The organism is Lapidilactobacillus concavus DSM 17758 (genome assembly GCF_001435835.1).
Lineage (GTDB): Bacteria > Bacillota > Bacilli > Lactobacillales > Lactobacillaceae > Lapidilactobacillus > Lapidilactobacillus concavus.
On sequence record NZ_AZFX01000001.1, the window covers coordinates 1 to 25,072 of the forward strand.

The window sequence follows — 25,072 nt, forward strand, 5'->3', positions numbered from 1 at the left end:
ACCTTTCCGCCAGCTGTCTTCGCCTGCGCTGGCTAACTTGCACTTGCAATTTGCGACTTAAACTCTTTTGAGAACTTAGACATATGAAAACCCCCGGTATTGGATTTGGTCCAACATCGGGGGTTCAGTTCACTGACTAAACTGTTGCTAAGCCGGTTTTTCAATTGTCGGTAAACATGCTAAAATGGAAAGCATGATTTGATTCTGTTAGTGAATTAAAACAGACATGGAAGAATGAGGAAAATAAATGGCCCATCAATATTTCGAAAATAATGAAGACTTGGCGCACGAACGACAAGAAATCAAATTGAATCTACCATCCATTCAGTTAAGTTTAACCACCGATAGCGGTGTTTTTTCGCGCGATCGGGTTGACTATGGCACCATGGTCTTGCTGAAAGCAATCATGACAAAGATCCAGTCGGCTGCCACTCAGAAGATTTCTGTGCTGGATGTTGGCTGCGGTTACGGACCAATCGGGTTAGTGCTGGCGAAGTTATCGCCTCAGATCCATGTGGACATGATTGATGTCAATGAACGTGCGCTGCAACTTGCGCAAGAGAACGCTACCAAAAACGGTGTGGACACGCAAGTCAATATTTTTCAAAGTGATGGCTATACCAGTGTACCAGCAAAGCAATATGATTTTGTGATCACAAATCCGCCAATTCGTGCAGGCAAAAAAGTGGTTGATTCGATTCTTAAAGGCAGCCAAGAATTTTTAACAGCTCAGGGCGCTGTCTTTGCAGTGTTGCAAAAGAAACAGGGTGCGCCTTCCGCCAAGAAATTACTCGAAACCATTTATCCGCGCGTTGAAATAATCAAGCGTGATAAAGGTTATTATATTTTGGCTGCTCAAAAGAATTTTGATTAATAGACGATAATTTTTTTGAGTGTGCAAGCATTTACAACTCTAGCACCTAACCGACGTTTAATCGTTGAATGACGTGATCAGTAGGTAGCAGAGAACGAGGTCGTCCATATTTTTTAAATTCAAGTTGGTGGCTTCGTGGAAACGATCAAGACGATACTGTAACGTGTTTCGATGTAAAAAAAGCTGTTTGGCTGTTGAACTGAGATTACCCACGTTTTGGTAAAGCGCGATGATGACATCTTTAATATCATCGTCTTGGTTGAGTAATTGATTTAATTGCCTCGCTAAGACTGAACGTTGGAGTTGCGGACGTGCATAATAGTCTAAGGCTAGACTAGCTAAGCTACTGACAGAAAGTGTGGACTTCGCGAAGACAGCTTGCTCCTCGTTGAAAATCAGTGCTAATTCTTCATTTACCGGCCAAAAATTGCCCAGAAAAAGTTGGACTTTAACGAAGAAGTCACTCTCCATTGTTTGTAGAATACTTTGCAGCTCCGACATTGAAAGTGAGGAAGAGCCAGAACCATTAGTCTGCACAATGATCATCGTGGTTGGATTGATATAGAAGTGAGTCACGACCTGATTAAAGAGGTTGACGAGTGCTTCGGTTAACTCGCGTCGATCCATGTCGTCATGATCACGGTAAGTTAATCGGCACTGAATCAAGCGGACATGTTGTGCAGGATCTTCTAAATCGGGTGGCAGTTGTGTTTGGTGAGTCAAGAATTGATACCAATGATTGAGTGGATTACTCGTGGCATAATGTTGATCACTAAGTGCTTGTAGTAACTTCAAGCTGTCTTCACTGAGTTGGTCAGTTTTAAATAATAACCAGCTACCTTCAAATGACCATATTTTTTCATCAGGTTGTTCGGCACGTGGACCCTTGAGGTGCTGTGCGGTTGGAAAAGCATTTTCGATGCGATTCAAAAGCTCGTTTGTTTGATTATCCATTTTTTCACCACAGTTGTTAAAATTGAACACAAGAAAATCGCTTATTTCTATTAAGTTTAACATTTTTCAGAAGAAAGGTCAGCGTTTGATGGAAACACTTTCGACACTTACAACTCAAGAACAAGAAACTTTAATGCGTTTGGCATTTGAACAGGCACATCAGGCCGAATCGCTCGGTGAGGTGCCGATCGGGGCAATCATTGAGCGAGATGGTCAAATCATTGGCTCTGGTTATAACTTACGGGAGACAAGCCAGGATGCCATAGATCATGCAGAAATTATGGCAATCAAGCAGGCATGTGAGACGATTGGCAGCTGGCGCTTAGAGCGTGCGCGGTTATTTGTGACACTGGAGCCATGTCCGATGTGTGCCGGTGCGATCATCAATAGCCGCGTTGCTGAGGTTTATTTTGGTGCGAAAGATCCGAAGGCAGGTGCGGTTGGTAGTTTATTGAACCTACTGACCGATACACGCTTCAATCATCAACCAACGGTTTTTCCTGGCGTCTTGGAATTGGAATCGCAAGCATTGCTTCAGAACTTCTTCCGAGCGATCCGGGCTAAGCAGAAGCAATTGAAAAAAACTCAGCGGAATCGCTAGCTTTTTATTTCAAAATTCGCTACAATAGTAATTGCCGAAAGGCTAGGGCAATGATCCGCTCACGAATTGTGTCAGATTCGGAAGAAAGCAGCACTAAGTTTGCTGGATCATGTGCCTTATTTTTTTGTCTAATTTTTTAGTAATTAAGTGATTGGTTTGTAGTAATCATGGCTTTTTTTTGTTAAAGTTAAGTTAACTCGAAGCAATCATCATGTTTGGTGACGGATTGCTTCGAAATAGAGGGAACACTGAATTTATCCATGTTCTATGACTAATTCGTGTCCATTAAAAAGAAGGAGAAATATGGCTTATCAAGCACTGTATCGCGTCTGGCGGCCACAAAACTTCCAACAAGTTGTGGGACAAAAGATCGTGACACAAACGTTAAAAAATTCCATTGTCACGAATCAGATTAGTCATGCCTATCTTTTTTCTGGTCCGCGGGGTACGGGTAAAACTTCCTGTGCCAAGATTTTTGCTAAGGCCATCAACTGTCTGAACAGTCAAGACGGTGAGCCCTGCAATCAATGTGAGAATTGTCGGGCAATTAACGAGAACCGATTGACAGATATTGTTGAAATCGATGCGGCGTCAAACAATGGCGTTGACGAGATTCGCGATATTCGTGACAAGGTGAAGTATCCACCGACCCAGGCTAAATATAAAGTTTATATCATCGATGAAGTCCATATGCTGTCAACAGGTGCCTTCAATGCGTTATTGAAGACCTTGGAAGAACCACCAGCACATGTCGTCTTTATCCTCGCAACGACTGAGTCACAGAAGATCTTACCGACGATTATTTCACGGACGCAACACTTTAATTTTCGCCGAATTTCGCCCCAAGACATCTCAGAACAACTCGTTAAAATTTTAGCAGATAAGCAAATCAGTTATGATGAAAAAGCAATCACGGTTATCAGTCGTGCCGCTGACGGTGGAATGCGCGATGCGCTAAGCATTTTGGATCAAGTGCTATCGTTTGGCGACGATCATGTGTCATTGGAGAATGCATTAGAGGTAACGGGTGATGCCAATGATGAGCAACTTGATCAGTATTTGACCTCAGTACTGCAACATCAAGTGACACCAGCACTAACTCAGATCAATGAACTGTTTAGTCGTGGCAGTTCTGCAAACCGATTACTTGAAGGTGTGCTGGAATTGCTTCGAGATCTACTTTTACAGAAGAATGATGCAACAACGCTAGCGACGTTATCATTTCGTGAGCTATCGCCATCATTGATTACCGCTGTCTCAGTGCTAAGTTCGAGCCAACTTTATGAGATGATCGATATTGCAAATGATATTCAGTTACAACTAAAAAATAGCGCACACAGCGATTTATTTTTAGAAGTCATGACCGTTAAACTAGCACAGGTCACACAGCAAGGTGAGGCTTCCACCCAAACGACGGCATCTTCGACAGATACGCTAGATACAGGGGAAGTTCAACGACTACAAAAAGAAGTTGATGAATTAAAGGCGACGATTCAACAACTGCAGCAACAAACGCTGACCCCAACGTCAAAACTTTCCGATTCTTCCTCAGTTCAAAACGGCTTAAAGCGCCGTGCCGAGGTCAAGATCGATCGTAAACGCGTCTATGCTGTTTTAGCACAAGCAACCAAGGAAAGCCTGACAGCTGTTCGCGATGTTTGGCCAGATTTGCTATCGAAGTTGACCCCATCAAAACGGGCCATGATGCGTGTTTCCGAACCAGTTGCCGCCAGTCCAGACTCGATTGTGGTTGCATTCACCTATGAGTTCACCTTAAAGACGGCAACGACAGATCATGAGTTGCAAACTACCTTAAAACGTGAATTAAATGCTCTGATGCATAATGAGGCAGATATCATCTTGGTCCAGAAAGATCAATGGCCGAAGCTTCGCAAGGATTATATTGCGACTTTACACCAGACATCCGCAAAGGCAACGACTCCTTCGATTCAATCGATTGAGCAATCCAAGCCAGCCATTATTGATGAAGCAACCAAACTGTTTGGTAATGAAGTTGTAAAAATTAAAGCTGATTGATTTTAAACAAAAAAAGAGAGGTTGATTTAAATGCGTGCAAATCCCGGAAATATGGCAAATATGATGCGTAAAATGCAAAAAATGCAAAAAGAAATGAAGGCTGCTCAAGCGGCACTGGAAGTTAAAGAATATACGCAGACTTCCGCCGATGATTTGGTTAAGGTAACGATGACTGGGCAACATCGTTTGACGGATGTGACGATTGATCCGAAAGTCATCGATCCCGATGATCCAGATATGTTGCAAGATCTTCTCATCGAAACGATCAACCAAGTCTTAAGTGATGTGGATGAAGACACTGAAAAAACCATGGGTCAATACACTCGTGGCTTGATGTAGGACGTGGGCAGGATGCAATATCCAGAAGCAATCGCACAATTGATCGAAAGTTATATGAAACTTCCGGGGATCGGTAGTAAATCCGCCACTCGGCTGGCTTTTTATACGATCGACATGGACGAAGAAGACGTCAAAGACTTCTCTGATCGCTTAATTGCGGCTAAAAAGGATCTCCACTACTGCTCGATTTGTGGCAACATTACTGATGAGGACCCTTGCGAAATTTGTCGAGATACCGCACGTGATCAATCTAAAATTTTAGTGGTCGAGCAGCCTAAAGATATTATGGCAATGGAAAAAATGAACGATTATCAAGGTCTCTATCATGTTTTGCATGGCGTGTTGTCACCGATGGATGGCAAAGGCCCGGAAGAGTTAAACATTGCACCATTGATCAAACGCCTGCAGAAGACGGACGTTAATGAAGTGATTATTGCGACGAACGCTTCTCCAGAGGGCGAATCTACGGCAATGTATTTAGCACGCTTGATCAAGCCAGCAGGCATCAAAGTCACACGGTTGGCACATGGATTGTCTGTGGGCTCTGACATTGAATATGCTGATGAAATGACCTTGCAACGTGCTGTTGAAGGCCGACAGGAGATGTAAGATGTTTCATTTTAAGCCTCAACAACGCTTGCGAAAAACGACTGATCAACAATTGTTATCACAAATCGATAAGGCCAAAAAGAACTGGCTCTGGTTGCGAAAGACTGAAGCTCAAGATATTGATGCCGATCCTGAACTCACGCAGAAGGTTAGATTACAACGCGCAAAGTATAATTTTTTATTCATGGAAGCGCGTCGAAGAGGGACCCGAGCGTTAACTCTCAACGAAGGGGTCACACGTCGATATTGAGGGTAGAGTTTGATTTTTTGCTTTCTTATTAACAAATTAGGTAAAATGGAGTAGAGACAGATTATGGCAGGATTGTTCATTTCATTTGAGGGACCAGATGGTGCTGGTAAGACGACAGCAATCAAGTCGCTCGCGGAAAAAATTAGTCAAGCTGATTCACGTCACGTCATGATAACACGTGAACCTGGTGGGAGTCGAATTGCCGAAAAGATTCGTCAGATCATTCTCGACGCTGAAAATGTTGAGATGGATGATTGGACTGAAGCGTTGCTCTATGCTGCTTCAAGACGGCAACATTTAGTGGAAGTGATCCAACCTGCGCTTGCTGCCAATCAGATCGTCCTTTGTGATCGCTATGTGGATAGCTCAATCGCCTATCAGGGTGGTGGCCGTCAATTAGGTCCACAAAAAGTTGCTGACCTGAACAACTTTGCGATTCAAGGCGTGTTACCAGAATTGACGCTGTATTTTGATCTTCCTGTTGAAGTTGGTTTGAAACGAATCAAGAAGATTGGTGCCGGTTTTGATCGCTTAGAAGGTCAAGCATTGGCATTTCACGAGCGTGTTCGCCAGACTTATCTTCAGCAATTGAAGAACAATACCACGCGTATCAAGTCTGTCGATGCGACTCAAGCACCCGATGTAATTGTTGACCAATGTTTCGAGCTCATTCAACCGTTTTTAACCGAAGATTGAACTACTGGAGTCTTCTCGGGTTGAATAAATACTGTTAGTGCTTTGATTGATCATTTGAGGAGGAATTAGAATGAAATTAATTCTTGCAATCGTTCAAGATAAAGACGCAAATATTTTAAGCAATGAATTTATTGATGCCAATATTCGCGCGACCAAGCTTTCGACGACAGGTGGCTTCTTGAAGTCTGGAAACACGACGTTTATCGTCGGGGTTGAGGATGATCGAGTGGATGAAGTCTTGTCCCTGATCAAAGAAACCTCACATGCGCGTCAACAATTTGTGATTCCACCTGCTAACTTGGATCCAATGGGTGACAGTTCGATGCCATATCCAATCGAAGTTCAAGTCGGTGGCGCTACAGTCTTTGTCTTACCAGTTGATGCTTTCCATCATTTCTAGGAAGACGAATTTATTGTGAAAGCTAATCTAACCGAGTTACAAAATTATTTTAAAACTGTGATAGAACATCATGAATTGAGCCATGCCTATTTGTTTAATGGCCCGGCCAATTCAGGAAAAACTGCGTTGACGGAATGGTTGGCAATGCGGTTATTTTGCGAAAACTTGCAACAAGGATTGCCGTGTGGTCATTGTGCCGAATGTCTTCGGGTCAAAGAAAACAACAATCCGGATTATCTTGTGATCAGTAGCGGGACCAAAACAATTGGCATCGATGATATCCGCCATTTGAAGCAGGAATTATCAAAGAGTGGCCTCGAAAGTCAGCATCGTATTTTTGTCGTCAAAGATGCGGATAAGATGACGATACCAGCTGCGAATTCATTATTAAAGTTTCTAGAAGAGCCTGTGAGCCAAGTGGTGATTGTTCTAACGACGAGTCGATTAGGACATATTTTGCCAACGATTCAGTCCCGTGTCCAAATCATCAACTTTCAGGCGCCTTCTCTGGTTAAACGTCAGAGTGAGATTCAGGCTTTAGGGGTGTCCAGTGAGGTCAGTCACATCTTGAGTGAAACGCAATTGACTGTAGAAGAGTTGAAAAACGTCGTAGAAAACTCGGATTTTGAACTACTTCAGCAAGTCTTTTGGCGTTGGCTAAACCAGGTTTTTGCTGGGAAGATGACGGCTTTTCCATTGGTACAAATGGAACTACTACCTAATTTTAAGGAGCCACTCCTTCAGCAAATTTTTCAGAGCATGTTGGTTGATGCGTTCAGCGATTTATTGGCGGTCAAGAGTCATCTGGACCGTCAATTAAATTGGGATCAACATCTGGCGAATTATGAGCAGGCTGAGACATCATTATCCATGATGCAAGTTGCGGCAGAACTCGAATGTGTCTTGCAAGTTCGACGTCAGTTAGAAGCAAATGTTAGTTTTCAAAATGTTCTTGAACAGTTAACGTTACAACTTATAGCCGTAAAAGAGGGAAATTGAAATGAGTCAGCAGGATCCTTTTACAGACTTTCAGCGTCTAGCTACCGAAGCAGATCAACTTGCCCGTGATTTAACTGCGTTTCGACAAGAATTAAACCGCGTGTTAGAACAGAATGCAGAGTTGATTATTGAAAATAAACATTTACGCGGTCGCTTAGATCAATTATCAGAGCAAAACGAGCAGAGTGACAAGCCAGAAATGTTACCTTCACGGCGCAACTTAGAGAAGCTCTATGATGCTGGGTATCACATCTGTAACATGATGTACGGCGCACGGCGCGAAAACAACGAGCCTTGTGCCTTCTGTACAAATATTATCTATGGCAATGGTGATCGAACTAGTCGCCAAGCTTAAAAGGGGGGCCTTTAACGTTGCAAATTCAACAGAGTTTTGCGGCTACGAATCAAGGCACTCTTTTTTTGGTGCCGACACCAATCGGAAATTTGGATGACATGACTTTCCGAAGTGTCAAAATATTGAATGAAGTCGATCTGATCGCCGCGGAGGACACACGTAATACCGGCAAATTACTTGCGCATTTTGAAATCAAAACGCCTCAGACTAGTTTTCACGAACATAATACGCAACAGCGGATTCCCGAGCTGATTGAGAAGCTGAAGGCTGGAACGTCGATCGCACAGGTTTCCGATGCTGGTTTACCTTCGATTTCTGACCCAGGTCACGAGCTGGTCGTTGCTGCCATCGCAGCAGATATTGCGGTGGTACCACTACCAGGTGCCAGTGCGAGTTTGACCGCATTGATTGCTTCAGGGTTGTCACCGCAACCGTTTTATTTCTATGGCTTTTTGCCGAGAAAAAATAAAGAATTGGTGGCAGCATTAGCAAGTTTCAAAACGCGACAAGAAACAATCATTCTCTACGAATCTCCTCATCATTTAAAACGGACTTTGGCAGATTTGAATAGTGCGTTTGGCGAAAATCAACCGATCGTACTGGGTCGCGAACTGACCAAGATTCACGAATCTTTTGAGCGAGGCACAATTAGTGAGCTGCAGGCTTGGTACGACGCTCATGATCCACGAGGTGAGTATGTTTTGCTAATATCTGGTCCCGGGCAGAACCAAGTCGATCAGCGCTCAAATGATTTATCAGATGGTGAGATTATTCAAGCCGTCGACGCTAAGATCGAACAAGGATTCAAGCCGAATGCAGCAATCAAATGGGTTGCTGAGCAATTGCAGAAACGTCGTCAGGAAGTTTATCAAATTTATCATCAGATTCTGGCCAATCACATCGATGACAAAGACTAGATTTGTCAATGTGACGGTCAAATAATTTAACAAGTTGAGGTTCAATTAATCATGGTTGTTGAAAGATATTCAGAAGATTTTCAGGTGCCGTTTTATGAATGCGATCCTTCGGGAACACTTCATTTGTCGGCATTAATGAACCATCTTGTGTTGGCGTCGGAGCATCAATTAACCAATTTAGATGCGGGTCCTATTTTTATGAGTACCTTAGGGCTGGGTTGGGTCACCACCCAGTATGAAATTCGAATTAGCCGATTACCACGTCAGCACGAACACGTGACTGCGACGACGAGGGCAACGCAATATAATAAGTTTTTTTGCTATCGTGACTTTTGGCTTTATGATAGTCAGGGGAATGAACTCGCATTTGTGAGAAGCATGTGGGTCGTGCTAGATTTGAAGACGCGGCGAATGGTCCGGTTACCCGATGATTTAACGAAAAAAATAGCCTCTGAATTCAGTCCAGAGGTTATCCGTTTTGACCGTATTGAGAAGCTGGATTGGTCGCATGAATCAGTGATGGCAAAAACATTTCGTGTTCGCTATTTTGACATCGACAGTAATCGCCATGTAAATAATGCCCACTTTTTCGATTGGATGTTAGACAGTCTGCCGTTAGACTTTTTAAAGGGTCATGCAATTGAAAGCATGTCGATCAAGTACGACAATGAAGTGACTTATGGCAGTGAAATTAGCAGTCAAGCTGTTCAAAATCAGCTGATTACGCATCATCGAATCATGAATGGGGATCAACTCGCTGCGGATGCAATTATTCATTGGCGTTAAAATAACAAATGTTATGAGAGGTAATTTGGCGTTGAATTAGGAAACGGCGTTGTTAACGTACGTTTCTAGTTCGGCGCCTTTTTTACCCGCTGAAAGACCGACGAGAAGTTTAATACGCGCCTTTTGCCCATTGAGACCGCGGCAGAAAATAATACCCATCTTTTTCAGTTCTACACCGCCGCCTTGGTAGTCGTAAACGTCCTCTGCAACGCCGTTGAAACAACGTGAGACAAGCACGATTGGAATCTTATGGTCGAGCAATTTTTGGAGACCGGGTAATGTTTCTGGTGGGAGATTACCAGCGCCGAGTGCTTCAATCACCAATCCTTTCGTCGCGGTCGTGTCGATTGCTTCAAATAAGCTGCTGGTCATCCCGGCATAAGCCTTTAACAGATAGACGCCGTCAACCAAATGATCGATGTGGCAAACTTCTTGATTGATCAACTCTTGGTAAAAGTGAACATGGTGCTTGGAGATTAATCCGATCGGTCCGAAAGTTGGTGTTCGGAATGTAGAAACATTCGTGGTGTGGGTTTTCGTGACGAAACGAGCGGTGTGAACTTCGTCATTCATCGCAACGAGTACCCCTTTGTCGCGGGCCGCATCAGAATATGCCGTCCAAACGGCATTTCGAAAGTTATAGAGGCCGTCACTTCCAATTTCGTTAGATGAACGCATGGCGCCAGTGATTACCACGGGAACGTGTGTTGGTAAAGTTAGATCGAGAAAATAGGCGGTTTCTTCAAGCGTGTCTGTTCCGTGGGTCACCACGATGCCATCAATATCTTCTTCGTTTTCAGCAATTAAGATGCGATTGCACAATTCAAGCATGCGTTCAGGCGTCATATGTGGTGAGGGCAGGTTGAATATTTCCTCGCTGATCAGCTCAAGCTTGCCGGCAAACTCGTTGTCTGTATCTAAAAGTGGATTATGTTGATTAGGAAGGATATTTCCTTGTTGATCGGCCGACATTGCAATCGTGCCACCGGTGTGTAGAACTAAAATCTTTTTCATTTTTGACCTTCTATCATTAGTTAGGGATTAGTCGTTGTCGCATTGGAGGCAATCGTCTGACTGATTTTTCAGACAAGATTAAATTGATTTTAACACAACTTGGTCGGAATAATCAGTATCAGTCGAAGCGGGTAAGACAAAAAACTTGTTCTCTTTGTGAATTTGGCTTATGATTTTGCTATTCGGAGTAGGCAATTAAGCGTTAAGTGCTAGCGGAACGGAATGTGAACGTTAGCTTAAAAGGGTAATCCGCGATTTAATTGCCGCATTCGCCGCATTCGGACCATGTCTTGATCCCTTAAGTTTTGGGGGACATTCAGATGATTAATTTAATCTGGCGTCATAGACGTGTCGATTTGAGTCGTGGCACTCCAACAAAGGAGTGGTTTATATGAATCGAATAACTAACCATCAATCGAATTTGTTTCGGTTGATTTATTTAGCGTTTCTCATTGTGGTCCGTTTAGCCGTGGGACGCTTTTCTTTTGGCACGACATTTCTGCAGCTCAGTGGTACTTTTCTAGTCAGCGCCTTGATTGGTTACTGGTATGGGCCGTTATACGCGGGTGTTGCAGGTGGAATCAGCGATGTGGTTGGGGCACTTTTGTTTCCTAATGGGCCTTTCAATCCGGCGTTTACGTTGGTTGCGATTCTGAGTGGGGTCATTTATGGCGTTCTTCTGGACCATCGTACGATGTCACGGTTGAGTTGGTGGCATGTGGCATTGCTATCATTGTTAATCAACTTGGGCATCAATTTAGTGATTAACACGTTATTGCTGTACTTGATGTATCACACCCCCTTTTGGTCGCTATTCTGGGTGCGTCTACCTAAGGAATTACTCATGATACCGATTTATTACTTCGGCATTTATTACTTGTTGAAAACCGTCGATCGATTACATCTGACTGAACGGATCGATCAACATCATCCTGACAGGCGCACACCACGCAAATGAAACTCACAGATGACTCGTTAGATTGAGTGGCAGGGTTTAATGACGAATCAAAAAGGGCTCAGCTAAGATACAAGTTTTGTCGCCTTGGAATTTATGTTAGAATGTTTTTATTGACAACATGGCATCACTAAACAACTTGAAAAGAATCACGTTCACGTTGAACCGTTAAAATTAGTTGTCCCATTAGCTGTTCAGCTGATGACTTTAAATGAAAGAGGCGTTTACTTTGCGAACGCTCGCAATTGATACTTCAGCAATTCCACTAAGCGTTGCAATCATCGAAGATGGTGTTCCCGTTGCATCGGTGATGACTGCGCGCAAGAAAAATCATAGTGTCACACTCATGCCTGCAGTTCAAGAGGCTTTGGGACTCGCTCAATTAAAAGTTGATGAGCTTGACCGTTTGATTGTTGCAGCTGGTCCAGGCTCTTATACTGGTGTTCGGATTGCCGTGACAACGGCAAAAACGCTGGCGTGGACCACGGGGAAACCCTTATATGCTGTCTCAAGTTTGGCTGCGTTGACAACTTCTTGGGCACAATCAAGTGGTCAAATGATCGTGCCATTGATTGATGCACGTCGACAACATTTTTTCAGTGGCTTTTATCAATGGCAGTCTGGCGAGATTAAGCAGTTGGCACCGGATGATTATTTAGATCGTCAGTTGATTGTCGAGCGGATTCAGTCACTCGCAAGTCATCATGAGAAGATTGTGTTGAGTGGTGATTTGACGGATGAACAACAAGATTTCTTCGCAGAACAGTTAAAGCCGACTAACGTTGAATTGACGTTTGCACAGGGATTGCAGCGGATGCCGATTGCCGCTGAATTCGAAAGCTTAATTCAAAATCGTCAGCCAGTTGCTGATCTTGATGCTTTTGCGCCGATTTATTTACGATTAACCGAGGCGGAAGTCAACTGGCAAGCACAACATCCTAACGAGGTTTCTGAGCATTATGTTGAACAAGTTTAAGAACTTTTTTCAATCACAAACGCGGTCAGATGTAGTGCCACGTGAGTTTACTGCAACTAACTTTGAGCTCAATCAGCGAACATATGGGTTGCGTCGATTAACGACAGCTTCACTAGATCAGCTATTGATGATTGAGCGAGACGTTTATGCCGGCCAGACGCCCTGGGACCGTCTGGTTTTTTTAAATGAACTGAACAAGCGCCATAATCATCTCTATGTTGGCCTGTACAATGACCAAGAAGCATTGATCGGTTTCATCGGTTCTTGGTACGATGATTTTGAGCTGCATATTACGAATATCGCAGTGCTGAGTGCCTGGCAAAATTTGGGTTTAGGCCGGGAATTGATGACTTTCATGATCAATCAGGCCAAACAGCGGGATTGTCAACAAGTGACACTAGAGACGCGTGCAAGCAATGAGCCTGCTAAACATCTGTATCATCAGCTCGGGTTTATCGATCATAAGATTCGCAAGAATTATTATGCACTTGATAACGAGGATGCCATTTCAATGCGATTACCTTTGAACGATCAACGCCAAGAGTCACCATTGATGAATTAAGCATCTCATTTGAACATCGATCTTAAGTATGACACTAAAAAGTTTTAACAAAGTAGAGTGAAGATTTTGGTAAAAAACAAACGCGAATTAATTTTGGCATTTGAGACAAGCTGCGATGAAACTAGCGTGGCAGTGATCGAGGATGGTCATCGTATTCTCAGCAATATTATTGCGACACAAATTAAGAGTCATCAACGTTTTGGCGGGGTTGTTCCGGAAGTTGCGAGCCGTCACCATGTGGAGCAGATCTTACACTGCACACAGTTGGCGCTGACGGAGGCTGATGTCACTTATAGTGATTTAACGGCTGTGGCAGTTACTTATGGTCCTGGCTTGGTTGGCTCATTGTTAATTGGGATCAGTGCGGCCAAGACGATTTCATTTGCCCATCAGTTGCCGCTGATTCCCGTTAACCACTTGGCAGGTCATATCTATGCGGCCCAACTCGTAACGCCGCTAAGCTATCCCTTCATGGCTTTGGTGGTCTCTGGTGGTCACACCGAGCTCGTGTATGTTTCAGCTCCAAACACCTATCAGTTATTAGGCGAGACGCGGGATGATGCCGCTGGCGAAGCCTATGATAAAATTGGACGCGTGCTCGGAATCAATTATCCTGCCGGTAAGGCGGTCGATCAACTGGCACATGAAGGCCAGGATACATTTAACTTTCCGCGGGCAATGTTAGCAGAGGATAATCTTGACTTTAGTTTCAGCGGATTGAAGAGTGCGTTCATCAACACCGTGCATCATGCCGATCAACTTGGTGAAACATTGAATCGTGCCGATCTGGCGGCAAGTTTTCAAGCCAGCGTCTGCGATGTTCTTGTCGAAAAAACGCAGCGCGCACTAGCAGCTCATCCCGTCCAACAACTCGTTGTCGCCGGTGGGGTGGCTGCGAATCAAGGGTTGCGCGAGCGATTGACAGCGGTACTCGCCAATGATCAAAATGAGACAGAATTGATTGTCCCACCGTTGCGTTTGTGTGGTGATAATGCGGCGATGATCGGTGCGGCAGCCTCGGTTCAATTAGCAACAAAACAGCCATTCGCCGATCTCAATTTAAATGCCGATCCCAGTTTGGATTTAGTTTAGCGCTTTAATGAATTGACCGATTTTGGACGCGCACGATTAGAAACGTTGATAATGTTGACGAGAAATCATTGACAGCGGAATCATTTTGAGCTATGATTTTCCTATGATGAAAACGGTTATCAAGTTTTCATGCAAACATAAAGGAGCGTTTCACAATGGCTGAAAAAACAATCATGTTAGTATGTAGTGCAGGTATGTCAACTAGTTTGTTAGTGACAAAGATGCAAAAAGCTGCAGAAAAGAAGGGGATCGATGCAAAGATCTTCGCAACCGCAGCAGGTGACGCTGACAACGCACTTGCTTCTAACGACGTTAACGTTTTGTTGTTAGGACCACAAGTTCGTTTCATGTTATCACAATTCCAGAAGAAGCTAGAAGGCAAGGATATTCCTGTCGATGTTATCGATATGCGTTCTTACGGTATGATGGATGGCGACGCTGTCTTGTCACAAGCCGAAAAATTAATGAACTAATTCATCAATTTTACCAAAAAACTAGTCCTCTTAAACAAGAGGGCTAGTTTTTTTAGTGGGTTAAATTTAATTTATAGCTTGTCAGAATGTCGGTGTTGATATGTTGATCAGAGGATCATTGCTGACAGACATCGATATCGTTGAGATTGCTTAGCTCAATTTTTCTAAATCCTCGGATGCCAATAACCAGTCGTTTTCGGTTGCTTGCTGTTTGGCTTGTGTGTCTTCTAGTTGTTTCTGTAACTCGGCAAGCTTTTCGAAATCGTTCAAGTTTTCTGGTTGAGTCATTTCGATTTGAATGGCCTGATTCCGCTCATCAAGTTCATTGAGTTGAGTTTCCAAACTTGCAATTTTCCGTTCAACGCGACGAATTTCTTTCTGCTGTTCTTTATCTGCTTTGAAGGCGGCCTGGTTGTCGCTGATCACAGTTTCTTTTGTCGTTTCATGTGGTAATTCGATTTGTTGCCTTTTCTCAAGATAAAAATCGTAATTGCCTTGATAAATGTGACTACCATGTTCATCAATGTCGACGATTTTATCAGCGAGGCTGTTGATAAAATAACGGTCATGAGAAACAAATATTAAGGTGCCAGCGAAGTTTTGCAAGGCCTGTTCGAGAACTTCCTTACTCTGAATGTCCAAGTGATTCGTAGGCTCATCCATGAGGAGCACATTACGCTTTTCCATCGCAAGTTTTGTTAACAGCAAGCGTGCTTTTTCGCCACCAGACAATTGGTGCACGACTTTCTTAACATCGTCACCGCGGAAGAGAAAACTGCCTAGGACGTTGCGAATTTGTTGCTCAGGCAGCAGGGGATGCTCATCCCAAATCGTGTCCAGGACCGTTTTTGAAGCGTCTAACTGACTCTGATTCTGATCATAGTAACCAATTTCGACATTGGCGCCGAATTTGAAGTTACCAGCAAGTGCGGGAATTTCCTCGAGTAGCGTTTTGATGAGTGTCGATTTCCCGATGCCGTTCGGACCAATAATAGCTACTTTTTGTTGCTTGCGGACGTCAAAGTTAATCGGTTGTGCCATGATGTGATCCTCATAGCCGATTGCTAAGTCGTGGACCAGTAAAACTTCCTTACCGGTTTCTGTTGTCGTTTCAAACTGGAAATGCGCACTACTTTCTCCAGACTTAGGCTTTTCGAGACGAACCATCTTATCCAATTGCTTTTGTCGACTCTGAGCACGTTTGGTGGTCGACTTTCGGGTCATATTTTTGGCAACGAAGGTTTCTAATTTGTCGATTTCTTCTTGTTGTTGCTCATAAGCTTTTTCCGCATGTTTGAGTTCTTCGGCGGCTTGGCGCAAATAAGTTGTGTAATTGCCTTTATAGTGTTTCAATTGGTGCTGACTAAGCGCGTAAATTTCCTTGGCAACGTGATCGAGAAAATACTGGTCATGAGAGACGACAAGGATTGCGCCGGCATAGCTCTGCAAATAGTTCTCAAGCCAGTTGAGTGTTTCGATATCTAAATGGTTCGTTGGTTCGTCCAAGATCAGTAGCTCGGGCCGTTGTAATAAAATTTTAGCTAGCGCAAGCCGAGAACGCTCGCCACCGGATAATTCTGAAATCTGCATGTTGTAAGTTTCTTCTCGAAATTGGAAACCGTTCAGGACGGTTTTGATCTCGGACTCGTAAGTATAGCCATGATGAGACTTGTAGGTGTTAAGTAAGTTGTCATAGTTTGTCAAGAGTGTCTCGTTTGTCGGCTCATCGATTAATTGTAATTCCATGGCTTTCAATTGTTGCATCATTTCTTGTAATTCAGTGAAAACTGTTAGCATTTCTGCATAAATCGTTCGCTCGGAATCTAAACCACTATTCTGGGCGAGATAACCAATATGAATACCTTTATTCTTAACGACCTGTCCTTGATCGGCAGGATCAATGCCGGCGATGATCCGTAGTAATGTTGACTTGCCTGCACCATTAACGCCGACTAATCCAATTCGTGCACGATCTTGAACTTCTAAGTTGACTTGGTCAAATAAGGTATCCGCACCGAAAAAGCGAGCCACCTGTTGGGCTTGTAAAATAATCATAAACTGCCTCCTGAACAATGGAAATTTGAAATTAAGGAAAAATTAATCACTGCAGTTCGTCAAAGCTTGAACATGTAGAAATGCCTAAAGCGCTAAGGTTAGGCGTATAACTTGAAACAAAATCACGAAATGAGCTAAGATACGGAGTAAGTTAATTCTTGTTAAATTTCTGAAATTGTGGAATAATTCTTAATGATAATTGACATAGTACCAAATCTAAAAAAAAGTTTGAAAGTCTGAGGTGTTTCAGCAATGGCTGAAATAAAAATTCCAAAGGCAACCGCAAGACGGTTACCATTATACTACCGCTACCTGCAATTTTTGCATGGCAGTGACAAAACAAAATTTTCTTCTGCTGATCTTTCCGAAGCAGTGAAAGTTGATAGCGCGACGATTCGTCGTGATTTTTCATACTTTGGCGCACTCGGAAAGCGTGGTTATGGTTATGACGTTGAATCATTGTTATCCTTTTTCAAACGTCTTTTGAATCAAGACCATTTGACGAACGTGGCATTGATTGGTGTCGGTAATCTGGGGCATGCCCTGTTGAACTATAATTTCCGCCAATCAAATAACATTCGTATTAGTGCTGCGTTTGATGTTGATTCAAAGATTACGGGTACCATCCAGAGCGGCGTTCCGATTTATGATATGAGCGAACTCGAAACACAATTGTCTCAACAACAAATCGATATTGTTGTGTTGTCCGTCCCAATGGATGTTGCGCAAGATATTACGAATCGTTTGATCAGTGCCGGTGTCCACGGCATCTTGAACTTCACACCATTGCGTGTCAGTGTTCCAGATGACGTTCGTGTGCACAATGTTGATCTTGCGAATGAATTACAAACTTTGATTTATTTCTTGGATAACTTCAAGGATGATGGCACACTCGTTAACCCAATGGCTGGCGATGTGGATGAGTTTAAGACATCTAACGCTCATCCAACGCCTGAACATTAATTGAATAAACATCATTTCAACAAAAATCATCACTGAGGATGGTTTTTGTTTTTTTTTGTTTATCGTCACCATCGAGACATGTCAGCGTCCATGTTTTTTCTACCAGTTAAGTGGGTGCGTCCGAGTGATAAAAAAAGATTGTCGCAAAAGTTCCACCTTTGTCACAATCCATGCTATTTGTCTCAGTGTTGTTTAAACTTAATGAACTAATAAGGCCAAGGCCATGGTGATGCCGTTGAATAAGCCGTGAGCAACGATGTTCACTGTAATTGACTTTGTGCGTCTGAATAACCAGCAGAGTGCAAGTCCTAAGCCTGCGTAAACAATTAGATAATGATTATCATTGTGGGCGAGGCCGAAGAGTAGCGCAGAAGTCAGGGCAGCGCCTAGTGGGTTGATCAATGTTCGCCCAACGCCGTAAATATTTTTGCGAAAGACGATTTCTTCCATCATTGGTGCGAGCACGACCGCATAAATCACAAAAGCTGGGGCCATTTTAACAATCTGAAGAATCTCTTGAGTGTTTTGTGATTGAGTTTGTTGACCAAAAATAAGAATAATTGTCAATGAACAAACGATCTCGACTGCGAATAATAGAAACATTCCGGCGACACCATACAATGTCTTGTCGGCAATCGAGAGCTTGGGGGCAGGGGCTAAGCCTAATTGTCGATCTGTCGAACGATCAACTAAAATCAGAACCAAGGTGCCAACGGCCGTGATCGCGACTTGAAGATTAATGGCGAGTGCCCCGCGGAGTTTAAAAAGCTGTAAGATCCATCCGGGTAAGACTAAGACGACAAGGTAAATCAAGATGATCATGCCGATTTTTGAGAGTACACGTTTATTCGTCATAAGTTATCCTTTCTGTTATTAATGGTTCTATCATATCAATTTTCAAGACAATAAACAAAGTCGCTTGATGTCTCGCTAAATATTCACGCGAAGCGATTCAATCACGATGACAATGTTGGTCAGATTCAAGCATTTTTTCAAAAATATGAAGCCCAATACTTGCATTCACCTCTAGAAATGTTATGATATTTCTTGTGGTTAGCACTTAGATGTAATGAGTGCTAAACTAATAAATCATATAACGGAGGGATTTTCTGTGTTAAAACCTTTAGGAGATCGAGTAATCGTTACTGTTGAAGAGCAGGAAGAACAAACAGTTGGTGGCATCGTCTTAGCAAGCAACGCCAAGGAGAAACCACAAACTGGTAAAATTGTAGCCGTTGGTGCCGGCAACGTCACTGATTCCGGGAAGCAATTACCTCTTGCAGTTAAAGAAGGTCAAACAGTGATGTTTGATAAGTATGCCGGCTCTGAAGTTAAATACGAGGGTCAATCCTACTTAGTGCTTCATGAAAAAGATTTAATGGCAATTGTTGACTAAGTTAAATAAATAAATTTTATTCGAGGTGTATTTTTAAATGTCAAAAGAAATTAAATTTTCTGAAGATGCCCGTGCAGCAATGTTACGTGGTGTTGATCAATTAGCAAATACAGTTAAAACAACCTTAGGACCTAAAGGACGTAACGTCGTTCTTGAAAAATCATATGGCTCACCAGAGATCACTAATGATGGTGTCACAATCGCTAAGGATATCGAATTAGAAGATCATTTCGAGAATATGGGTGCAAAACTTGTTTCCGAAGTTGCTTCTAAGACGAACGATATTGCCGGTGATGGGACGACAACTGCAACGGTCTTGGCACAAGCGATTATTCGTGAAGGCATGAAGAACGTCACTGCAGGTGCAAACCCTGTTGGTATTCGTCGTGGGATCGAATTAGCAACAAAGGCTGCAGTTGATGAATTGCACAAGATTTCTCATAAAGTTGAGAACAAGAGCCAGATTGCACAAGTTGCTTCCGTTTCATCCGCTAACGAAGAAGTGGGTAAGTTGATTGCCGACGCTATGGAAAAAGTTGGTCATGATGGTGTCATCACGATTGAAGAGTCTAAAGGGATTGATACAGACCTTGATGTTGTTGAAGGGATGCAGTTCGACCGTGGCTATCTCTCACAATACATGGTGACAGATAACGACAAGATGGAAGCCGATCTCGACAACCCATACATCTTGATTACCGACAAGAAGATTTCTAACATTCAAGAAATTTTGCCATTGTTGCAAGAAATCGTTCAACAAGGTAAGGCATTGTTGATTATCGCTGACGATGTTGAGGGCGAAGCTTTACCAACGCTTGTTCTGAACAAAATTCGTGGCACATTCAACGTTGTCGCTGTGAAGGCTCCTGGTTTTGGTGATCGTCGTAAAGCACAATTAGAAGATATTGCAATTTTAACTGGTGCAACAGTGATCACAAGTGACCTTGGTCTTGAATTGAAAGACACGAAGTTGGAACAATTAGGTCAAGCAGGCAAGGTTACCGTCACAAAAGACAATACAACAATTGTTGAGGGTGCGGGCTCTAAAGATGCTATTAATGAACGCGTTGACTTGATCAAGGGTCAAATCGCTGATACAACGTCTGATTTCGATCGTGAGAAGTTACAAGAACGTTTAGCTAAATTAGCTGGTGGGGTTGCTGTGATCAATGTTGGTGCCGCAACTGAAACCGAATTGAAAGAACGCAAGTATCGCATTGAAGACGCCTTGAACGCAACTCGTGCTGCCGTTGAAGAAGGCTATGTTGCTGGTGGTGGTACTGCTTTGATCAACGTCATTCCTGCAGTTGCTAAGCTTTCTGAAGAAGGCGATGTTCAGACAGGGATTAATATTGTCCTGCGTGCACTCGAGGAACCTGTTCGTCAGATTGCTGAGAATGCAGGTCTTGAAGGCTCTGTGATTGTTGAGCATCTGAAGAACGAGAAGGTTGAAATCGGTTATAATGCCGCAACTGATCAATGGGAAAACATGATCGAAGCCGGCATCATCGACCCAACTAAAGTGACCCGTTCAGCATTACAAAATGCAGCAAGTGTTGCTGCCTTGTTGTTAACAACAGAAGCAGTTGTTGCTGACAAGCCAGAACCCGAAAAAGCTGAAGCTCCTGCAGGTCCAGGTGCCGGCATGGGCGGCATGATGTAATTTGGATTAAATTGGAAATTCAAGAAAAGCTTCGATTTGATATCGAAGCTTTTTTTATGCATTCGGTCAGCTTAAATAACAAATTAGATCTTTGGCTCATCGTTTTGACATCGTCATCAGACTTATCGTGAAAAAAGGCGGTTTTTGATGATGTTTCATTTACTTTTTATTGTAAATAAGATAAGATTAACAGGTATGTAAAACAGATTGATGTAAGATATCGGAGGTTAGTTATGTCTACCACATGGGAAAAGAAAGGCACCAACGATGGTGAACTTTCATTTGAAATTAGTATTGATGAAATTAGCAAAGGTTTAGACAGTGCATTTGCACGTATTAAGAAAAACTTATCTGTACCTGGATTCCGTAAGGGTAAAGTTTCTCGTCAGGTCTTTAACAGAATGTATGGCGAAGCTTCACTTTATGAAGACGCCTTAAATATTGTTTTACCAGAAGTTTATGATGCAGCGGTCAAAGAAGCAAAAATCGAACCCGTTGATCAACCTGAAATCAGCATTGAAAAAATGGAACCAAACGAACCTTGGTTGATCAAAGCCAAGGTTACGGTTAAACCAGAAGTTGTTTTAGGCGACTATAAAGGTTTGACGGTGCCAAAACAAAGCACTGAAGTCACAGATGCTGATGTTGATGCTGAATTAGAGAAGCGTCGCGAGCAACAAGCCGAATTAGTGCTTAAAGAAGACGGTGTCAGCGAAAACGGTGATACTGTTGTGATTGATTACAAAGGAACCGTTGATGGTGAAGCCTTCGATGGTGGTTCGGCAGAGAACCATTCACTCGAATTGGGCTCAAACACGTTCATCCCTGGCTTTGAAGATCAATTAGTTGGTCACAAGTCTGGCGATGAGGTTGATGTTGTTGTGACTTTCCCAGAAGACTATCAAGCTAAAGATCTTGCTGGCAAAGAAGCTCACTTTGCAACGACTGTTCATGAAGTCAAAACCAAGCAATTACCAGAGCTTGATGATGAATTCGCTAAAGATGTCGATGAAGAAGTTGAAACTTTGATCGAACTCAAAGCTAAGATCAAGGAACAACTCGAGAAGACAAAGAAGGACGAAGCTGAAGCTGCCATCCAACAAGCTGCCATTGACGGTGCAGTTGCCAATGCTGAAATCAAAGACTTGCCTAAAGCAATGATTGAAACAGAAGTTCACAATCAAATGGACCAATATTTAGGTAACATGCAACGCCAAGGCATTGACCCTAAGATGTACTATCAATTAACAGGAACAAGCGAAGATGATCTTCACAAACAATTTGAGCAAGATGCTGATCAACGTGTTAAGACTGACTTAGTTCTCGAAGCTATTGTTAAGGCTGAAAAGATTGAGCCATCACAAGAAGAGATTGATGCTGAAATTAGTAGCTTGGCTAGCGAATACAACATGGAAGAATCTGCTGTACGCAAAGCGCTCACTGATGATATGTTAGCTCATGATATTGGTGTTAAGAAGGCTATCGACATTATCTCCGACTCTGCAGTTCAAGAATAAGTCGATTAACTTCTGATTAAGTCTGAGAAGTTAGACGGTTGAGGTTGACCCCTATTGCGTCAACCTCTTTTCTGTCTTAATGATCATTCAGACTAACAGCGTGAATAACGTCATGAAGATGCTCTGGTGAGACCAGTCGAATTGGCCTTGCCAAGCCAAACAGATTGCTTTACAGTGCAGCTGAGTCGTGATAAGGTACACTTAAATTAAGGTTCATAAAGGTGGACAAAAAATGTTTGATAATATGCAGACGAGCGGAACGGTCAAATGTTCGTTTTGTGGTAAAACACAAGACCAAGTCAAAAAGATCATTGCCGGCCCCGGTGTTTACATTTGCAACGAATGTATTGATTTATGCAAAGATATTTTAGATGATGAATTACGTGCCGACGTCGTTGAACAAAACGTTAAGGTGCCGAAGCCACGGAAAATTCTTGATTTCCTGAACGAGTATGTTATCGGCCAAGATAATGCCAAGCGTGCGCTTTCTGTTGCAGTCTACAATCACTATAAACGGGTCAATCAAATGGCGATTGCCGAAGATGGTGATACTGAATTACAGAAGAGCAATATTGCGTTGATCGGACCAACTGGCTCTGGTAAAACTTTCCTTGCCCAGAGTTTGGCGCGCATCTTAAACGTGCCATTCGCAATTGCTGATGCGACCACCTTAACTGAAGCTGGTTACGTTGGCGAGGATGTCGAAAACATCCTGTTGAAGTTATTGCAGAACGCTGATTATGATGTTGAGCGTGCTCAACGTGGAATTGTGTATATTGATGAAATCGACAAGATCGCTAAGAAGAGCGAGAACGTGTCAATTACGCGTGATGTTTCTGGTGAAGGCGTTCAGCAAGCGTTGCTCAAGATTTTGGAAGGTACGATTGCTAACGTTCCACCACAGGGCGGACGCAAACATCCACAACAAGAATTTATTCAAATTGACACAACAAATATCTTATTTATTGTTGGCGGCGCCTTTGATGGCATCGAGAATATTGTTCGTCAACGTTTAGGCGAGCAGACGATTGGTTTTGGATCAATCGAAGAGAAGACACAGGAGCTAGATGCTGATCATATTTTGCAACAAGTCATTCCTGAAGATCTGATGAAGTTCGGGATCATTCCCGAATTTATCGGTCGAATTCCAATTATTTCAGCCTTGTCAAAATTGACTGAGGATGACTTGGTTCGTATTTTAACGGAGCCAAAGAATGCCTTGGTTAAACAATACAAGAAATTGATCGAACTTGATGGCGTCAAACTTGAGTTCACAGAAGGTGCGTTACATGCAATTGCGCATCAAGCCATCGAGCGCGATACCGGCGCTCGTGGGTTACGTTCAATCATGGAAAGTGTAATGCAAGACACGATGTTTGAGTTACCAGAGAAGGAGAACGTGAACAAAGTTGTGGTCACGAAACCTTCAGTTGTGGATCAACAAGAACCTAAGTTGATTTTTGAGGATAGCGAAAAAGCGTCGTAATTCGTGGTGAATTGAATCGTTAGTCGTGATGTCATATCATTAAAAAAGAGGTTGTGGCAAAAGTCACCTTTTGTTGCAACCTCTTTTATCGAGCTCGATTCAAATAAAGTCTTAATGTGAAATTGAAGAGGATATAAAATGAAAGTTACAGATGCACAAATGTTAATCAGTGCGGTCAGCGAGACACAGTATCCCAAGGAAGGATTACCAGAAATCGTCCTTTCTGGGCGCTCGAATGTTGGTAAGTCTTCATTGATCAATCGACTTCTGAGCCGAAAGAGCTTGGCGAGAACATCCAGTCAGCCAGGGAAGACGCAGACGCTGAATTTTTATCAAGTGAATCATGTGTTGAACCTCGTTGACGTCCCTGGTTATGGCTACGCGAAGGTGTCGAAGTCACAGCGGGAGAAGTTTGGCCAGATCATCGAGCATTATTTGATGTCACGTCAGGAGTTGAAGGGGGCGGTGATTCTAGTCGATGCGCGCCATGAACCGACCGCCGATGATCAGTCGATGTATCACTATGTAGATTATTACGATGTTCCGATTCTCGTGGTAGCAACCAAAATTGATAAGATCACGCGCAATCAGCGTGCCAAGTCATTACAACGAATTCGTCAAGTCTTAGAAATGCCTCAAGATTCCCCCTTACAGCCTTTTAGCGCGACAACAGGCGAAGGTGCATCAGAAGTCTGGCAGTGGATTGAACATCGCATGAAAGACTAAGAAGACTGCTCACGAGTAAAGCTGCAATCGCTTGACTGTCAATGGATTAAGTCAGCTTTAATTCGAGTGAGATTTCGTTTCAAAAAAAGCATTTCTTTCGCTTCCCAGTGACTGGGTGAGCGGGAGAAATGCTTTTTGTCTCATGATTATCGTTTATTTCTTTTTGTCAGTGATTTTTTTATCATCGTCAGCACGTTGGTTAACATCTTTAAGCACTTCGCTGGTTTTCTTATCTTCAGGTAAGGTAGCAAACTTATCGAAGAGACTTGTGAGCTTGTCGTCACGTTTGATTGTTAATCCCATCATCATCACCTGCCATTCCTTTATGGATTTAGTTGACCAGAACTCGATGATCTGAGTTGTTCAATTCATGAGAA

Annotated in this window: 28 protein-coding genes, 1 other RNA gene and 1 riboswitch; of the genes, 24 read left to right on the forward strand and 5 right to left on the reverse strand. The window is 43.0% G+C overall.

Annotated features, from left to right (window positions below):
• The first annotated feature begins 247 nt into the window (after window positions 1-247).
• Entirely contained in the window at window positions 248-874 is a 627-nt protein-coding gene (locus FC15_RS00005) for a class I SAM-dependent methyltransferase (protein ID WP_057822641.1), read from the forward strand.
• A 57-nt stretch (window positions 875-931) separates the two neighbouring features.
• Here FC15_RS00005 and FC15_RS00010 read toward each other — a convergent pair whose 3' ends face one another.
• Window positions 932-1,828 carry a PucR family transcriptional regulator gene (locus FC15_RS00010; RefSeq protein WP_057822643.1) on the reverse strand — a complete coding sequence of 299 codons (897 nt, stop codon included), beginning with the start codon at window positions 1,826-1,828 and terminating at the stop codon, window positions 932-934.
• Between the two features lie 88 nt (window positions 1,829-1,916).
• Here FC15_RS00010 and tadA point away from each other — a divergent pair, with 88 nt between their 5' ends.
• The 12 genes from tadA to FC15_RS00065 all read left to right on the forward strand — a co-directional run bounded on the left by tadA (window position 1,917) and on the right by FC15_RS00065 (window position 9,817).
• Window positions 1,917-2,429 (forward strand): tRNA adenosine(34) deaminase TadA, encoded by a 513-nt coding sequence (gene tadA / locus FC15_RS00015; protein ID WP_057822645.1) that lies wholly within the window; start codon window positions 1,917-1,919, stop codon window positions 2,427-2,429.
• Between the two features lie 34 nt (window positions 2,430-2,463).
• An RNA gene (gene ffs / locus FC15_RS08915) (signal recognition particle sRNA small type) lies at window positions 2,464-2,562 on the forward strand.
• 170 nt (window positions 2,563-2,732) lie between these two features.
• Window positions 2,733-4,466, forward strand: coding sequence for a DNA polymerase III subunit gamma/tau (gene dnaX, locus FC15_RS00020; RefSeq protein ID WP_057822647.1), 1,734 nt, complete (start codon window positions 2,733-2,735; stop codon window positions 4,464-4,466).
• 30 nt (window positions 4,467-4,496) lie between these two features.
• A complete protein-coding gene (locus tag FC15_RS00025) occupies window positions 4,497-4,805 on the forward strand; it encodes a YbaB/EbfC family nucleoid-associated protein (protein ID WP_057822650.1) in 309 nt (102 codons plus the stop codon).
• Between the two features lie 12 nt (window positions 4,806-4,817).
• Window positions 4,818-5,414 carry a recombination mediator RecR gene (recR, locus tag FC15_RS00030; protein ID WP_057822652.1) on the forward strand — a complete coding sequence of 199 codons (597 nt, stop codon included), beginning with the start codon at window positions 4,818-4,820 and terminating at the stop codon, window positions 5,412-5,414.
• A gap of 1 nt (window position 5,415) precedes the next feature.
• Window positions 5,416-5,664: a YaaL family protein gene (locus tag FC15_RS00035; protein ID WP_057822655.1), complete on the forward strand. Its 249-nt coding sequence runs from the start codon at window positions 5,416-5,418 to the stop codon at window positions 5,662-5,664.
• Window positions 5,665-5,727: 63 nt separating this feature from the next.
• Window positions 5,728-6,360, forward strand: a complete 633-nt coding sequence (gene tmk, locus FC15_RS00040) for a dTMP kinase (RefSeq protein WP_057822657.1) — start codon at window positions 5,728-5,730, stop codon at window positions 6,358-6,360.
• Window positions 6,361-6,430: 70 nt separating this feature from the next.
• Window positions 6,431-6,760 carry a cyclic-di-AMP receptor gene (locus tag FC15_RS00045; RefSeq protein ID WP_057822659.1) on the forward strand — a complete coding sequence of 110 codons (330 nt, stop codon included), beginning with the start codon at window positions 6,431-6,433 and terminating at the stop codon, window positions 6,758-6,760.
• Between the two features lie 15 nt (window positions 6,761-6,775).
• Window positions 6,776-7,759, forward strand: a complete 984-nt coding sequence (locus tag FC15_RS00050) for an AAA family ATPase (RefSeq protein WP_057822660.1) — start codon at window positions 6,776-6,778, stop codon at window positions 7,757-7,759.
• A gap of 1 nt (window position 7,760) precedes the next feature.
• Window positions 7,761-8,114 (forward strand): DNA replication initiation control protein YabA, encoded by a 354-nt coding sequence (locus tag FC15_RS00055; protein WP_057822662.1) that lies wholly within the window; start codon window positions 7,761-7,763, stop codon window positions 8,112-8,114.
• A gap of 17 nt (window positions 8,115-8,131) precedes the next feature.
• Entirely contained in the window at window positions 8,132-9,031 is a 900-nt protein-coding gene (gene rsmI / locus FC15_RS00060; RefSeq protein WP_057822664.1) for a 16S rRNA (cytidine(1402)-2'-O)-methyltransferase, read from the forward strand.
• Window positions 9,032-9,082: 51 nt separating this feature from the next.
• A complete protein-coding gene (locus FC15_RS00065) occupies window positions 9,083-9,817 on the forward strand; it encodes an acyl-[acyl-carrier-protein] thioesterase (RefSeq protein ID WP_057822666.1) in 735 nt (244 codons plus the stop codon).
• A 36-nt stretch (window positions 9,818-9,853) separates the two neighbouring features.
• On the opposite strand, the gene FC15_RS00070 is transcribed toward FC15_RS00065, so the two are convergent.
• Window positions 9,854-10,831, reverse strand: a complete 978-nt coding sequence (locus FC15_RS00070) for an asparaginase (protein ID WP_057822667.1) — start codon at window positions 10,829-10,831, stop codon at window positions 9,854-9,856.
• Window positions 10,832-11,012: 181 nt separating this feature from the next.
• Window positions 11,013-11,108, forward strand: a riboswitch (THF riboswitch).
• A 114-nt stretch (window positions 11,109-11,222) separates the two neighbouring features.
• On the opposite strand from FC15_RS00070, the gene FC15_RS00075 reads away from it, so the two are divergent.
• The 5 genes from FC15_RS00075 to FC15_RS00095 all read left to right on the forward strand — a co-directional run bounded on the left by FC15_RS00075 (window position 11,223) and on the right by FC15_RS00095 (window position 14,889).
• Window positions 11,223-11,789: a folate family ECF transporter S component gene (locus FC15_RS00075; protein ID WP_057822669.1), complete on the forward strand. Its 567-nt coding sequence runs from the start codon at window positions 11,223-11,225 to the stop codon at window positions 11,787-11,789.
• A 208-nt stretch (window positions 11,790-11,997) separates the two neighbouring features.
• Window positions 11,998-12,762 carry a tRNA (adenosine(37)-N6)-threonylcarbamoyltransferase complex dimerization subunit type 1 TsaB gene (gene tsaB / locus FC15_RS00080; RefSeq protein WP_083479005.1) on the forward strand — a complete coding sequence of 255 codons (765 nt, stop codon included), beginning with the start codon at window positions 11,998-12,000 and terminating at the stop codon, window positions 12,760-12,762.
• A 34-nt stretch (window positions 12,763-12,796) separates the two neighbouring features.
• Window positions 12,797-13,324 carry a ribosomal protein S18-alanine N-acetyltransferase gene (gene rimI / locus FC15_RS00085; RefSeq protein WP_162258391.1) on the forward strand — a complete coding sequence of 176 codons (528 nt, stop codon included), beginning with the start codon at window positions 12,797-12,799 and terminating at the stop codon, window positions 13,322-13,324.
• Window positions 13,325-13,390: 66 nt separating this feature from the next.
• Window positions 13,391-14,416, forward strand: coding sequence for a tRNA (adenosine(37)-N6)-threonylcarbamoyltransferase complex transferase subunit TsaD (gene tsaD, locus FC15_RS00090; protein ID WP_146979113.1), 1,026 nt, complete (start codon window positions 13,391-13,393; stop codon window positions 14,414-14,416).
• A 155-nt stretch (window positions 14,417-14,571) separates the two neighbouring features.
• The gene (locus FC15_RS00095) at window positions 14,572-14,889 is read left to right on the forward strand and encodes a PTS sugar transporter subunit IIB (RefSeq protein WP_057822675.1); all 318 of its coding nucleotides are present in this window, start codon (window positions 14,572-14,574) and stop codon (window positions 14,887-14,889) included.
• Between the two features lie 150 nt (window positions 14,890-15,039).
• Here the strand turns inward: FC15_RS00095 and FC15_RS00100 are convergent, their stop codons facing one another.
• Complete coding sequence (locus FC15_RS00100; protein WP_057822677.1) at window positions 15,040-16,944, reverse strand: ABC-F family ATP-binding cassette domain-containing protein; 1,905 nt, start codon at window positions 16,942-16,944, stop codon at window positions 15,040-15,042.
• A 252-nt stretch (window positions 16,945-17,196) separates the two neighbouring features.
• On the opposite strand from FC15_RS00100, the gene FC15_RS00105 reads away from it, so the two are divergent.
• Window positions 17,197-17,907 carry a redox-sensing transcriptional repressor Rex gene (locus FC15_RS00105; protein WP_083479006.1) on the forward strand — a complete coding sequence of 237 codons (711 nt, stop codon included), beginning with the start codon at window positions 17,197-17,199 and terminating at the stop codon, window positions 17,905-17,907.
• A gap of 198 nt (window positions 17,908-18,105) precedes the next feature.
• Here FC15_RS00105 and FC15_RS00110 read toward each other — a convergent pair whose 3' ends face one another.
• Window positions 18,106-18,762: a CPBP family intramembrane glutamic endopeptidase gene (locus FC15_RS00110; RefSeq protein WP_057822679.1), complete on the reverse strand. Its 657-nt coding sequence runs from the start codon at window positions 18,760-18,762 to the stop codon at window positions 18,106-18,108.
• A gap of 256 nt (window positions 18,763-19,018) precedes the next feature.
• Here FC15_RS00110 and groES point away from each other — a divergent pair, with 256 nt between their 5' ends.
• From groES to yihA, 5 genes are all read left to right on the forward strand, one after another.
• Window positions 19,019-19,303 (forward strand): co-chaperone GroES, encoded by a 285-nt coding sequence (groES, locus tag FC15_RS00115; RefSeq protein WP_057822681.1) that lies wholly within the window; start codon window positions 19,019-19,021, stop codon window positions 19,301-19,303.
• A gap of 37 nt (window positions 19,304-19,340) precedes the next feature.
• Window positions 19,341-20,966 carry a chaperonin GroEL gene (gene groL / locus FC15_RS00120; protein WP_057822684.1) on the forward strand — a complete coding sequence of 542 codons (1,626 nt, stop codon included), beginning with the start codon at window positions 19,341-19,343 and terminating at the stop codon, window positions 20,964-20,966.
• 233 nt (window positions 20,967-21,199) lie between these two features.
• The gene (gene tig / locus FC15_RS00125; RefSeq protein ID WP_057822686.1) at window positions 21,200-22,483 is read left to right on the forward strand and encodes a trigger factor; all 1,284 of its coding nucleotides are present in this window, start codon (window positions 21,200-21,202) and stop codon (window positions 22,481-22,483) included.
• A gap of 232 nt (window positions 22,484-22,715) precedes the next feature.
• Window positions 22,716-23,969 (forward strand): ATP-dependent Clp protease ATP-binding subunit ClpX, encoded by a 1,254-nt coding sequence (gene clpX / locus FC15_RS00130; protein ID WP_057822689.1) that lies wholly within the window; start codon window positions 22,716-22,718, stop codon window positions 23,967-23,969.
• A gap of 138 nt (window positions 23,970-24,107) precedes the next feature.
• A complete protein-coding gene (gene yihA, locus FC15_RS00135) occupies window positions 24,108-24,695 on the forward strand; it encodes a ribosome biogenesis GTP-binding protein YihA/YsxC (protein WP_057822691.1) in 588 nt (195 codons plus the stop codon).
• A 153-nt stretch (window positions 24,696-24,848) separates the two neighbouring features.
• Here the strand turns inward: yihA and FC15_RS09215 are convergent, their stop codons facing one another.
• Window positions 24,849-24,998, reverse strand: a complete 150-nt coding sequence (locus FC15_RS09215) for an SPJ_0845 family protein (RefSeq protein WP_235803294.1) — start codon at window positions 24,996-24,998, stop codon at window positions 24,849-24,851.
• Window positions 24,999-25,072: the final 74 nt, after the last annotated feature.

Excerpts from the sequence above, each read along its gene's own strand:
- FC15_RS00005 (WP_057822641.1), top strand. The coding sequence starts at position 248 with ATGGCCCATCAATATTTCGAAAATAATGAAGACTTGGCGCACGAACGA.
- FC15_RS00010 (WP_057822643.1), bottom strand. The coding sequence starts at position 1,828 with ATGGATAATCAAACAAACGAGCTTTTGAATCGCATCGAAAATGCTTTT.
- tadA (WP_057822645.1), top strand. The coding sequence starts at position 1,917 with ATGGAAACACTTTCGACACTTACAACTCAAGAACAAGAAACTTTAATG.
- dnaX (WP_057822647.1), top strand. The coding sequence starts at position 2,733 with ATGGCTTATCAAGCACTGTATCGCGTCTGGCGGCCACAAAACTTCCAA.
- FC15_RS00025 (WP_057822650.1), top strand. The coding sequence starts at position 4,497 with ATGCGTGCAAATCCCGGAAATATGGCAAATATGATGCGTAAAATGCAA.
- recR (WP_057822652.1), top strand. The coding sequence starts at position 4,818 with ATGCAATATCCAGAAGCAATCGCACAATTGATCGAAAGTTATATGAAA.
- FC15_RS00035 (WP_057822655.1), top strand. The coding sequence starts at position 5,416 with ATGTTTCATTTTAAGCCTCAACAACGCTTGCGAAAAACGACTGATCAA.
- tmk (WP_057822657.1), top strand. The coding sequence starts at position 5,728 with ATGGCAGGATTGTTCATTTCATTTGAGGGACCAGATGGTGCTGGTAAG.
- FC15_RS00045 (WP_057822659.1), top strand. The coding sequence starts at position 6,431 with ATGAAATTAATTCTTGCAATCGTTCAAGATAAAGACGCAAATATTTTA.
- FC15_RS00055 (WP_057822662.1), top strand. The coding sequence starts at position 7,761 with ATGAGTCAGCAGGATCCTTTTACAGACTTTCAGCGTCTAGCTACCGAA.
- FC15_RS00065 (WP_057822666.1), top strand. The coding sequence starts at position 9,083 with ATGGTTGTTGAAAGATATTCAGAAGATTTTCAGGTGCCGTTTTATGAA.
- FC15_RS00070 (WP_057822667.1), bottom strand. The coding sequence starts at position 10,831 with ATGAAAAAGATTTTAGTTCTACACACCGGTGGCACGATTGCAATGTCG.
- FC15_RS00075 (WP_057822669.1), top strand. The coding sequence starts at position 11,223 with ATGAATCGAATAACTAACCATCAATCGAATTTGTTTCGGTTGATTTAT.
- tsaB (WP_083479005.1), top strand. The coding sequence starts at position 11,998 with ATGAAAGAGGCGTTTACTTTGCGAACGCTCGCAATTGATACTTCAGCA.
- FC15_RS00095 (WP_057822675.1), top strand. The coding sequence starts at position 14,572 with ATGGCTGAAAAAACAATCATGTTAGTATGTAGTGCAGGTATGTCAACT.
- FC15_RS00100 (WP_057822677.1), bottom strand. The coding sequence starts at position 16,944 with ATGATTATTTTACAAGCCCAACAGGTGGCTCGCTTTTTCGGTGCGGAT.
- FC15_RS00105 (WP_083479006.1), top strand. The coding sequence starts at position 17,197 with ATGGCTGAAATAAAAATTCCAAAGGCAACCGCAAGACGGTTACCATTA.
- FC15_RS00110 (WP_057822679.1), bottom strand. The coding sequence starts at position 18,762 with ATGACGAATAAACGTGTACTCTCAAAAATCGGCATGATCATCTTGATT.
- groL (WP_057822684.1), top strand. The coding sequence starts at position 19,341 with ATGTCAAAAGAAATTAAATTTTCTGAAGATGCCCGTGCAGCAATGTTA.
- tig (WP_057822686.1), top strand. The coding sequence starts at position 21,200 with ATGTCTACCACATGGGAAAAGAAAGGCACCAACGATGGTGAACTTTCA.
- clpX (WP_057822689.1), top strand. The coding sequence starts at position 22,716 with ATGTTTGATAATATGCAGACGAGCGGAACGGTCAAATGTTCGTTTTGT.
- yihA (WP_057822691.1), top strand. The coding sequence starts at position 24,108 with ATGAAAGTTACAGATGCACAAATGTTAATCAGTGCGGTCAGCGAGACA.
- FC15_RS09215 (WP_235803294.1), bottom strand. The coding sequence starts at position 24,998 with ATGGGATTAACAATCAAACGTGACGACAAGCTCACAAGTCTCTTCGAT.